This is a genomic window from Paraglaciecola mesophila KMM 241 (assembly GCF_000315015.1).
In the GTDB taxonomy this organism is placed as follows: Bacteria; Pseudomonadota; Gammaproteobacteria; order Enterobacterales; family Alteromonadaceae; genus Paraglaciecola; species Paraglaciecola mesophila.
The window spans coordinates 1-11,478 of the sequence record NZ_BAEP01000088.1; the positions used below are offsets into that span (position 1 = coordinate 1).

The window sequence follows — 11,478 nt, forward strand, 5'->3', positions numbered from 1 at the left end:
ATGTATTGTATTGCTGTCGTTACGAAATATATCTACGAACTGTAATTTACCTATAGCAAAGGCCGCCGCAAGAACCGGATACAGAACAACTGACGATTGCCTGAAGTGTGGAAAGTCAATTAAATCTCTGATATCCCCTAGTTCATCGGCGGCTTTTTCAATCTCATATTTCAAGCTGATGGGCCAATCTGATTCAGAGTGTTCTCGTATTAAATCTTGCAGCCATAAACTATTAATAAGCATTTTTTCTTGAGTCGGTAGTAAACGCGGTGCCAGATCTTGGCCTTTGAAATGTTCAATTATTGGAGTAGGAAAACTTGGTATTACTCGACTGAACCGGTCAAACATTTTGGTAATTTGACCGTTTATTAATTTTTCGTTTGCACCAAGCTTTAAGAGCCATTCACTAAAGCAATTTTTTGCGAAAACCCAATGTTCTAATGAAATCAACTCCCATAAGATGGGAAATTCAGCATCAATTCGGCGGACGAACTCCTCATTCATCTCAAACTTAAATAAGGCGATAGTCAAAACGCTTGGCGTTTTAACAAGCGCTTTCCATGCTTCAAATGTGGAGAGTGGCAGATATCCAAAGTTATCCCAGAGGTTACGAAAATATCCCCAACTAGGGTGTTCTATATCGGATGCCATACGGTATAAAAAATCGGTAATCACACTCGGGGCAGTCACCGGATGATAAACCTTGATGGCAGTTTGAATACTTGAAATGTCGCTCATGAGAACGTCAATATTGGTAGGATAAAATGTAGGTCTAAAATCGACATCAACGTTTTGACTTGGAATAATTAACCAAGGTCCTTCTTTTTTCATTTCATTCGCAATTTCAAACCTATCTAACGCCACACTGCCCAACATCCTAGGCTGTAATTGAATCGGTTTTCTTTCAGGCTCAGCCATTCTCATCGCAAGTGGAGAATGCTCAATACTTTCAAGCTGCCCATGTTCAAAAGAATTAAATCATCCATTCGATCTATTTTAATATTTGAAGCAAATCTTCTTACGATGTATTTCTTCATATTCGACGAATCTGAAATGGAAATTTGAACCTGTGCATCTAAGTTATCTGACAAAGACAGCAGCTCAATAATTTTTTCCTTAAAGCTGTATAAACTCAGTACTTGGGGCTTATCTGCTACCGAAATATAAGATAAGTATGATGGTGAGTTCTTGCTAATGGGTAGCAAGAAAAACTCTACCTTAAACTTTGCAACATATGCTTTGTGCGAATAAAGGAAAACTTCCGATCCTAGGAGTTGATTGATCGTAAGCTCGTTATCTAGGATGCGGCCAGCTGAGTCATAGCCATATATCCCTGAAGCTGGATACGGGAGCGTTAATTCAATAGGGTCACACTCTAAGTTCGCCTGTACGAGCAATGTTACTTTTGCGGGAGGTAAACCATTTGGCTCAATTAAAAATCGACGACTAATAGACGTCTTTTCTGAAGTGACATTTGCATCCTCAACCACCAAATTTGCAGAAATAGGACGTTGAGTTGATACCGTTATTTCCGCAGCTTTGTTCTCACAACTAAAACTAATAGTTAAATCGCTGGGAAGTACCGCTATTTTTCGCCTAATGAGGGTATCGTTGTTTCTGTTCTTAACAGACAAGGTATGAGTACCGTAAAGCTCATACTCTTTAGCCATTTTTACTGCTTTATTATCGATATAACTAGTAAAGGCATAATTGATATCGGAGCTATCATCAATAGCTTCTACCTCAGGCAGACCTAAGTACACGCTCGAAGGCTTACTTTGCCATATAACTTCATTACCAACTAAGCGTAGCATTCCACTGGTATTAGAAGACGAATTAGTACATATCCTATACTGGCTATCTTCAAAGGAGAATCGTAGATCCCCTGTCGTTTCGTACCAGGCATAGGACCTACCCTCAATGATCAATTCATCTACCTTAGTGCATTGACCAGTAATAATGTCGAATGCGTATTCTGATGGAGTTAAGACGTAAATGGTTGGATGTTTAGTTGTGAAACTTGCTTGCCCGACGAATTCATACTTATCCTCATTTGAAACAAACCCAATTGGCACATCTCCCAAGGAGATTGAAGACTCAGGTATTTCTGTTTCTTCGATTCGTATACCTGCTTGAGTAACACTCACGTATAACCTTGCATGCACATTACTGCGAGGCACCCGAACCCCTTTTTTCCTAGTTGATATCACCGTGTGTTCGTTTTCGAACTGAGCATAAACACTACCGAAGTTTGCTCGTCTAACGCTGCCTTCATCTAATCCTAAATCCATGCGACTCGAATTCACGGTTTCTTTACCAAACTTAAAGTTAAGTTTTTGAGGTAGCGATACCTCCGAAGTAAACGTGAGGGATTTGAAGTCAAAATAATGTTTACAAAATAGTTTCTTTTGGAATTTTTTAATGGACGAACTAGCAGACCACGCGCCGCGCAGCCAATTATCAAGCAAGCCTTTTCCAGTGGCATTATCCAAAGGAATTGGAAACTGGTTACGCCAATTAGGAATTATTTTATCTAATTGGTCAGACGGCAGTTCGTTTTGCGACTGGACATCAATTTTGTCGGCCAACCCCATCAAATTTCTGATAAGGCTTGAAATCAACTCTATCGATTCATCTTCAGAGAAAACGGTAGGTAAGGAGTATACGTACCGATTGATTAAATCACGTAGTTTAATTCCTAGTAAGTCGACCTGATAATAATTAGCTAACACCTTTCTAATTAACTCACCAAATTTATTATCTTTTGAGCTTATTAGTAGAAAAGGCAATCCGCCTTCAATAAACACAGACCCCAGAAAGTTCCTACGTTCAGTGTAGAAACGGATTGGTCTGCGCCAATAAGATTCCATCCCAATCGGGATCAACTCTCTAATCTCTGGAGGGTTCAACTCAAAGCCTAAATCTTGCCAAATAGCAGCCCAAGACCATCCATCACCCGCTTGATATTCCCGTCGATACCATTCGGAACACCACATAACAAAACATGCAGCCCACTCTTTATGCTTTTGTTCACTCACTCTAATTTTAGGCCTGAACGTCACGACCACTTGTTTCAGATCTTGGTATTCGTTTTGTTGTAATTGATAAGTAAATAATGGCTCCGTAGTGACCGCGGTTAAACCACGGTTAGCAAACATTTGTGATAGAAATTGGTTGGGGGATAAATGGGTCATAAACACATACTTCCTTTTATGCACTCAGTTGAGCTTGGTTAAAACAAGAGTAAAATCCTCTCGCCTGACATTCTTGTCTAAGTTCTTGCCACTTTTTTCCTCTGGAATAATTTGCGGCTGTCACAGGGGCAAGTTTTTCAATCAATACTTGGTGAACTCCAAGTCGCTTAATAAACTTTTTTAAAATAGCGTTTTTCTTATTTTCTTCTGCAATCATCCCTGCATAAAGAAAAATAAAAATGTACTCAGTTTCCGCTGGGTCGCTGTATTTCTTTGAGCTAAATTTTATCCTATCCACTAAATCATAATCTACGACTTTTGTCACCATATCAAATACATACAGGAAATCGTTGTACATAGTGAATCGTTCTGAGGTACTGGTGTATCTCGCCAACATTGCGAAAACGTCTACATCCTTTATCGCGTTAGCCCTTCTGCCGCAAACTTGGTAGATACACCAAGTATCGAATTTACCTTTGGCGAAAACCATACTGCTGCCATCTTTTAAAATGGCTATCAATCTCGCGTTTGATAGAAAGCTATCGTTGATACTAAAAGTCATACAAACCTCCAGAAGAAATTAATGAAAGGTGCTTAGAGTTAGCAAGTGACAAATTTGAGGGGGTTAGAGAAACCAAACGGCACGAAACGTGCCGTTTGGTTATTTGCCACTAACTCACTTGATCCAATGGTGAAATTTCATCAAGCAGTGGCATGCTTCCATGCGACAATCCCTGCAATTCCCCGCAGATTGACATCATCTGATTAGTGATACCGCCAATTTGCCCTTCACGCTTCTTCCAGATGCGCTGCATCGCTGATTTTTCCTTTTCCAGCTCCAGGCGCATTTGCTCCTGATGTTCGACCACGGCTTTAATACGCTGTACAAATTGCGTACTACATACGTAGTCGTAGAGCGCTTCCATTTGCTCGTTTTTACCTGCACTTACAGCTCGCTGACGCTGCGCTTCGGTCAATACAGTTCTCAATGCTTGCGATACGCTTTTGACAAAATTCGGTTTCACCAACCAAATTCCATCTTGTTCATAAAACGGCTCGTTTACGCCAGCAGGAAAAACCGTAGATACCAGCACGCCTATGTCACCGCTAACCTGCTGCATATCAGTTTTAAGTTTCGTTACCCACCCGTTTGACCAATTTGCTGCTCGTTTGGTCTCCCAGACGATTTTTCCGCAGGCACTTCCTGAACGTAAACGGACAGTGTGTAAAACATCAGCACCATTGGCCCCCTTTTTAACCGGGTCAATATCATCAAGCGGATAAAGAGTCGCCAACTCTGTTTCAAGCTCAAGTTCAAGCACTTCACCTTGTAACTGCTGCGAGCCTTGATCGAGTTTGCGTTTCAAATCATCATTGGCTTTTGAGGCATCATCGATTTTCTTGCGCCACTCCGCTTCTTTAAGTTTGAAGTCGTCTGAAAGTTGGTTACTAATGGTCAGTTTTTCCTGATCCAGCTTTCTTGCAAGCTCAACATCAGCATTTTTTTGCCGCTCTTCCAATGCTTGCTTTTGTTTGCGTAATTCAAGCTCTTCTTCGCGGAATTGCGCCAGCTGCTCATCCTTCGCGGCAAGGGAGTCTTTGAGCGTTTGGGCGTCAAGTTGCATCGATTCACGAACCTGCTCTTCAACATTCTTCTTTTCAGCTTGGATACGCAGCTTCAATGTTTCAGTGAATTCATTGCTTTGGGACAGTTTATCGCTTAGCTCTGCAATGGTTTTTTGATAGTCTTTGGCGGCTACTTTTTCTGCCTCCTTTAACGCAGATGCGCGCATTGACGCCATCTCTTTATTAACCATCGACTGATAATCGCTCTCATGCTTTTCAATAAGTTGATGCGCAATGGCGTCCTTCAGCGCAAACGACTGTTCGCAATGAGGACAAGTAATAGACTCGGTTGAATTGATAATGATTTTGTTTGACATGATAAGACTCCGGTAATTAATGGGTACAACCACGTATTACAAGAGTAGTGCCAAAACCTATCCAGCTGATAATTAAGGATTTTTTAAAAGTTAAAAGTTACAAAAGAGTTTTAAAAGTAATATTTATTACGTTAACGTTTAATTAATTACTATAGGTGTCGCTTTGATCCACTCGTTCGTAGTTTGCCAAGCGCGACGACCTCTTTTATCGAATGTAGCCCACTTCGCTGACTCAACTTTCCTAAGTGCGTTTAACGCCGCTGATGATGACTCAAAACGGTACTCTTTCGATGAAAGTTTAATGTGGTATAAGCCATCTTTTGAACATAAATTTTGATTAAATACTTTCCCTCTGACTGATAACGGAACTTTTCCAGCGCTTCCAGGCTGGGCTTTTTTATCTAACAGTATCAGCTTCATCTCAACCTTCGTCGCTATTGCATTGATGATAATAGGACCTGATTTTTCAGAAGTACGCTTTGCTTCATCCAATGCGTTTTCAGCAGCGGCGATTTTGGCTACAAGTTCAGTTTTAACACATTCCAATACATCTGGCTGATCCATCAATTTTACCCAAATGACCGAACCGCTTTTGTGTTTATATGGTATTGGCTTGGAGAAGCGCAAAATATCGCTTAACTTCATTGCCACGAACCATTTATAGTTTTCAGCACTAAATTGCGCCTTGGGCACTCTATGTTTTTCACTGTGCAAGGTTAACTGCTCAATACTCAGTGGTCCGTCAAATCCTTGAATTTTGGCGATGCCAACGATTGTTTTAGTCCCTTTCGCGATCAAAGCGATATAACCTGCTTTATTAAATTTGGTGCTTCGCATCTCCCATATTTTCTGACCAGAAAGAATTAGCTCTATCCAGGGTTTATCAATTATTAACGCTCCGTTTTTTTCAAGGTCTTTTAAAATTTGGTGGGTACTCATATCGCTCAGTTCAAGTGACGCAGTTTTAGTCACTTTTGGAGAAACAGGGCGTGTTCGCCGCAGAGAGCTTAGTGATTTTGGTGGTGCACACTGAAGCGGAGCTGGTGCTGATGCCGCTAGAATATTGCTCTTCCCATTTATTATATCCGTGCTTTTTTGAGAGTTTATAAGAACACGACCAAGTTGATATAAGCCAAAAGCTGCAACGACAACAATTACTGCCCAAAAAAGAAAAATAAAAAACTTCCAGAAGACAAATAAACATATAAGGAAAACGAGGTTGTGCATATCAGGTGTGGTTCCACATTAAGTATTGAATTGATGTTATTCGCGATGTACTGCTATTAGTTATATGTCTCTGCTGAATTGTATTTAACATAAGTTGCTAAACGACTCGAAATTCACGATTAACTTCAGTAACTATTAAGTAAGTTATCTTGATCGCGTCCGCTGCCGTTAAATACGCCCCCAAGGTGCAATGGATTAGTTCCACCAAAATAAGGATTATAAAACACAGGTTTCCCTTTGTTATTTTCTGCGTTCTCGCGCTTGAAGTCGTCTAACCAAGCAACCCATTTTTCGCGCTCTGCACTTTTTTTGGGGTACTTGTCGATTTGTTTCAACATTTTTGTGATCAAGAATGCTTTGAGATAAGCGAATTGATTGTCATTGTCCCATACTAAAAAGAATGTACTCCAATGCTCGGAGTCTTTTTCATAACCTTCAGCTGCTAACAAAAAAGCGTCAATCTTTGTAAAACCCAATATATGCTGAATGTAGTAAATAGCGCCTTCCCAATATGCTCCCATTTCGCAAACGTTGGCAGTGTATTTTGAATATAAAGGGAATTTCGCTATACCAGTCTGCCGAAAAGAATTGACGATAGGAATGTAAGCTTTGTGCCAATCGTCATGGTTCTTTAAGTTCGGCGGAGAAACATAAATAAATTGACGACCATTTACAGATTCCACTTCGCAATGTGGTGGTGCTATTAATTCTTTGACTTGAGTCGAAGCTATGTTTCCCTCGCCCACACTATAGTAATCGCTATACATCACTGGTAACGCGCCATTTTCCGCCTCACCCAATATGTATGTAAGCCAACCCGCATATTCAAAATTAACGGCTTTACATTGATGTATCAGGCGAGGGAAACGTTGTTTTATTTGTTCGGCAAGCTCCCGAGCGCTAGCTGTTGCTGAATCTTCCCACCCAAAATATTGATTACCATTTTCCCCAGCAGAGTGCTGTGCTGTCTCATACAGATTTGTTCCCTTAGAAGGACTGATACTTTGTCTAGACGCCGTCAAATCATAATAATCAAACAGCTCTAAACGCCAGTTAAAGCCTGAACTAGACATACCTGTATATACAGCAAGGTTTTGATAACCTTGTTTATGCAGCTCGTGTACTGCTGTCAGCAATCTCGTGCTTCGGCGGATAAATTCTTGTTCACTTGCACTCATAGTCACATCTACCTTGTTTTCATATACTGAAAACACCAAACTCCAGTCCTTGTATTTACTGCAATGATAAAAGCTTCGCGGTTAAATCTGCTTTTTAAGAACTTCAATTAAAGACTCTACTCTTGTCGTACTTTTTCTATGGCTTAACTCAGCCAAAAGCACTTTTGAAATACCCACGGATTCCGAATACACAGTTGCTACCTCTTCCAATTCAGCAATACTTAAATTGAAATACGGTCGATTTCCATCGCTTCTCGTTTTAGATTGAATTTCTTTGGACAGGATGTTCTTCGAAATAGATTTTACACGTTCGGAGGGAGCTTTTTTTATGCGTTGCCCTTCTGCATTAAAGCGTTTTTGTAATTCACCCAGTTGTTTAGCATTAAGTTTTTGTTCAGCCTTAACTATTAAACCAAACTTTTTAGCCAGTTCTACGGCTGGTAAAAAGCCATTCTCAGCTGAACCAGAGATAAGGTTTTCGGCCAATGTTTTATCTTTAGCATGGCTGGTTCTAGAATTTAGCAAATGTATCCCATAAAGATACATCGCTTCTGAATTGCTTTGACTTGCTGCAAGTTTGAGCAAATCTATATACTCGTCTCGTTTGTTTAAAAATTTAGCGATTTTGGCTTTTTCTAATACGGTTCGATTTTCACTTGAAGCGACAGGCATGCTATCGCCTTTAATCTTTGACTCACGCGTCCAAAAAGCTTTATCCCAGGTTTCAAGTTGCTCTAGCCGCTCCGAAAACAGCGATTCTGTTGGTGCTGCCAAGCCAGCCAGCTCAGTGTAGGTGGCCCCTTTACTTCCTATCCCCGCGAATCGTTTTATTCCGCAGTTTGGCGCAATACCGTGTTGTACTCTCAGCATTTGTTCACAAAAATATTGCCACAGAGCAACATGGTCATGAATACAACCACAGGCCATCTCTCTAATGCTACGTAGTGTAAGGTTTTTATCCTGGAGCAATCTTTTTATATTTCTACTTGTCGATTCAAAAATACGTAACTCGCTGGCATCTCCACGTAGTACTTCCACAATAATCCTTTCGCCAATATCAAATATAAATACTTCAGAATCTTCTTGAGGTATATCAGGCAACTTAACAGCGTCAATATCAGTTGATAACCCACTAATATCTAATGCTTCATGTGTTTTATAGGGAATGAGTATGCGAGTTTGGTTAAATTTTTCACTATAATTAGACCAAAACATGGAGCGACTTTTCAGCTGTTTGATATCTCTTTCCGTCAGCTTCAGTAAGCTAGCGGTGCGTCTGCTACATATTTCATCGACCAAATGCTCCAAAGAATAATAACTACTCATCTTGAAGTACTGCTTCAATACACTTCTTGACTCAGCCTTCAGCGAAAACCAAAGAGTATCGTCTGAATCAGGCAAACAATGAGCACTAAACAGTTCTTCGACATAAGGCAATAAAAACGCATAATCCAAAAGCAGCTCGTCATAAAAATGTACGGCCTCAGCGCTCGTCATACTTGCGACACAATCTAATAACCAAAGAACTTCTTTCTTCTCTGGAGTATTAGAGATTAAGGGCAATATTCCGCTAAGTAGTTCATATCTGTATTTGACTGGGCTGGGCATGCCGATCTGTTGGGCAAACCTAAAAGGTTGCAAACTTGCTTCAAAACAGATTTTTAAACAGCAGGCGTAGTCTTTTTCCCTTAAAGCAGTCAACCAAGCAACTCTCTTAAAGTTCACACCTCGCATTAAAGGCTTCACGACCTCAAGCGAATGAATTAACTCTATTGGGAACTTTTCTGGCTCTCCTTCGATATGCAGCGCGGCCATATATAAAGCGATAAGACTAACTCGCTCATTCTGCCCTATGGCCTGCCAAAGTAGTGCGCTGGCGTTAATACTTTCTTCATCATCAAGGCCTAAATCGCTTTTAAATATTCCGAGCCACTCAATGATGGTAACCGCTTCAGCTGAGCCATTTTCGATCATTTTTAGGATTTGACTTAGTCTAAGAGGGGGATAAGAAGGTAGAGGTCTTCCCCCTAATACATGGACTAGGTGAGGGCTGGCGTTAACGTCCTTAAGCTGGTTACTCAGGGGTAATTTTGGCGAAACGAAAGCAATACCACTATTCGTCGACATTTTTTAATTCTCGCTGGCCGATAATTTTTTGAAACTCTTGGCCTTTGAATTGAAATCTAAACATGACTTTTCGGTCTGATTCATCCACGACTAAACTTTGTGAATCTAACGAGCCACGCCCAGAAACCAGCAGTTTTTGAAAGAATTTTTGTTTATTAGAGAACTCTTGTGAATCAATATATTGGGATACGCTATTGGCCCTTAGCACACTCAGCCGCATGTTATGGTTAAACTCACCTTCGATACTCGAATGTCCCTCTAGTACGATTCTAACCACCTCTTGGGCCGTTTCAGGAGTCTGAAACACCACACTGCTATAAATTGGAATAAACTTATCAAGGAACACCTTGCCTGATCCCTTCAATTGATAATCGTTCTTTTCAAACAGCACCGAATCCAGTATTGAAATGTCACCTGTCACAGGATCAGCACTAACGCTTATATTGGCAGCAGATAACGCATCGTTAATACCCTTGATAATCATGACGCGATTGTTTTGACTTTTCTCAGCCACCTCGGATATTTGTACCAAGGCGCTAATCAACATAAGAGCAAATATCATTAACAACGCGGACATTAAATCGCCGATAGACAACCACGCGCCACTATCATCTATGCTACTTTCCGCTCTTGTCTGAGGTGGATAAAACATTATGCAATCTCACTTTTGTCGTAGCTCATGTCTTGCAATTTTGCATCCACTAAGAAATCTGCAGCTTGAGCTAAACGATTGTGGATCCGCCCAGCTGCATCATCGAAAGACCTAAAAAATAACTCAGTGCTTTGATTGGCCTCTTTAAAGTATTGCTCCATTGCTTTGGGCAACCCTTCGGTGATCTCTTTAAAAGCGGAACTCGCCATGATGTATTCTTTTTTAAGATCGCCAGCGTGTCTACCGATTGTATTAGCGATATCCTGCAACTCAGACATAGTAGCGGTTTCGGTCAACCCGATCGCTTTAGCTAATCTCTGTATGGTTGTTGCTGAGCTTTGCAGCTGCTCATGCTGTGCTGTTAACTCTTGCAGTAAATTGTGGCGAGTTTGATATTCCTCAGTGAAAACTTGCTTAAATTTATCTACCACTTCCACTAAGTTATCCCGCTGCTTACCTAATGTATCTTCAAGTAAGTTATTTTGTTGATTGAAAAACTGAGTCAGATTATCTTGGTATTGTTCTCGGAAGCTCTCTAATTCTTTCTGAACGGTTCTGGACATTCCCGTCACTTTTTCGTCAATATTGCCCAAGCCTTGCTCTAGTTCTACCCGAGCACTCTCCATCAGGCTGCTCGCTTCAATACCCGTTTGCTTGAGAACACTATTTTGTTCTTCAAAGCTTTTATTTGTTTGTTCAAGTAAAGTTTCAATACGCTGCTCTGTAGCGGTAAACAACGCTTTTTCACTCAATGCTCTTTTATTTAAAGCATCTTCGAGCTTTTGCCCCATACCTTCAAACGCTGTAGCTGCTCGCTGCGCGCTTTCATCAAAGGCTTCCCGCTGTGCGGTCATCCCTTTTACGCTCATATCTAATACATTTTGAACTTCACCAGTAATACGTGTCATGGTGCCTTCGGTATCTGCTTTAAAGCCTTCCAATACCTCACGGAGTGACTGAGCGAAAGCTTGCAGCTTTTGCATAGTTTCTTGGTTAAAGTTATCGATAGTTTCAACCGTCTCCCCCACCTGCTTAAGCACGAGCGCTACGTTTTCATTTAACTGACGAGACAATTCATTGCTCGTATTTACAGCATCTGACGTATGCTTCAATTCGCTGGTAACAGGCACTATTAGTTCTTGTTTTATAGTGGCGAC

Annotated in this window: 9 protein-coding genes; all 9 read right to left on the bottom strand. The window is 40.8% G+C overall.

The genetic code is table 11. The features are described from left to right. On the bottom strand, positions 1 to 918 hold a 918-nt coding region (locus GMES_RS22930; protein ID WP_039987992.1), incomplete at its 3' end, for an STY4851/ECs_5259 family protein. A 2-nt stretch (positions 919 to 920) separates the two neighbouring features. Beyond that, the gene (locus tag GMES_RS21105; RefSeq protein ID WP_006994857.1) at positions 921 to 3,194 is read right to left on the bottom strand and encodes an STY4851/ECs_5259 family protein; all 2,274 of its coding nucleotides are present in this window, start codon (positions 3,192 to 3,194) and stop codon (positions 921 to 923) included. A gap of 16 nt (positions 3,195 to 3,210) precedes the next feature. Next, a complete protein-coding gene (locus GMES_RS21110; protein ID WP_006994858.1) occupies positions 3,211 to 3,756 on the bottom strand; it encodes a DUF7004 family protein in 546 nt (181 codons plus the stop codon). 109 nt (positions 3,757 to 3,865) lie between these two features. After that, complete coding sequence (locus tag GMES_RS21115) at positions 3,866 to 5,137, bottom strand: DUF2130 domain-containing protein (RefSeq protein WP_006994859.1); 1,272 nt, start codon at positions 5,135 to 5,137, stop codon at positions 3,866 to 3,868. A gap of 138 nt (positions 5,138 to 5,275) precedes the next feature. Continuing rightward, positions 5,276 to 6,364 carry an ASCH domain-containing protein gene (locus GMES_RS22050; protein WP_052013443.1) on the bottom strand — a complete coding sequence of 363 codons (1,089 nt, stop codon included), beginning with the start codon at positions 6,362 to 6,364 and terminating at the stop codon, positions 5,276 to 5,278. Between the two features lie 125 nt (positions 6,365 to 6,489). Next, positions 6,490 to 7,542 carry a hypothetical protein gene (locus tag GMES_RS22055; RefSeq protein ID WP_153811099.1) on the bottom strand — a complete coding sequence of 351 codons (1,053 nt, stop codon included), beginning with the start codon at positions 7,540 to 7,542 and terminating at the stop codon, positions 6,490 to 6,492. An 81-nt stretch (positions 7,543 to 7,623) separates the two neighbouring features. Beyond that, positions 7,624 to 9,669 (bottom strand): EH signature domain-containing protein, encoded by a 2,046-nt coding sequence (locus tag GMES_RS21130; RefSeq protein ID WP_083879636.1) that lies wholly within the window; start codon positions 9,667 to 9,669, stop codon positions 7,624 to 7,626. Continuing rightward, the gene (locus GMES_RS21135; protein WP_006994864.1) at positions 9,656 to 10,321 is read right to left on the bottom strand and encodes an OmpA family protein; all 666 of its coding nucleotides are present in this window, start codon (positions 10,319 to 10,321) and stop codon (positions 9,656 to 9,658) included. Before GMES_RS21135 ends, GMES_RS21130 begins: the two co-directional genes overlap by 14 nt. Then, on the bottom strand, positions 10,321 to 11,478 hold a 1,158-nt coding region (locus tag GMES_RS22600; protein WP_039987999.1), incomplete at its 5' end, for a hypothetical protein. The genes GMES_RS21135 and GMES_RS22600, both read right to left, overlap by 1 nt.

Coding starts and splice junctions, on each gene's coding strand:
- GMES_RS21105 (WP_006994857.1), bottom strand. CDS start 3,194: ATGACCCATTTATCCCCCAACCAATTTCTATCACAAATGTTTGCTAAC.
- GMES_RS21110 (WP_006994858.1), bottom strand. CDS start 3,756: ATGACTTTTAGTATCAACGATAGCTTTCTATCAAACGCGAGATTGATA.
- GMES_RS21115 (WP_006994859.1), bottom strand. CDS start 5,137: ATGTCAAACAAAATCATTATCAATTCAACCGAGTCTATTACTTGTCCT.
- GMES_RS22050 (WP_052013443.1), bottom strand. CDS start 6,364: ATGCACAACCTCGTTTTCCTTATATGTTTATTTGTCTTCTGGAAGTTT.
- GMES_RS22055 (WP_153811099.1), bottom strand. CDS start 7,542: ATGAGTGCAAGTGAACAAGAATTTATCCGCCGAAGCACGAGATTGCTG.
- GMES_RS21130 (WP_083879636.1), bottom strand. CDS start 9,669: ATGTCGACGAATAGTGGTATTGCTTTCGTTTCGCCAAAATTACCCCTG.
- GMES_RS21135 (WP_006994864.1), bottom strand. CDS start 10,321: ATGTTTTATCCACCTCAGACAAGAGCGGAAAGTAGCATAGATGATAGT.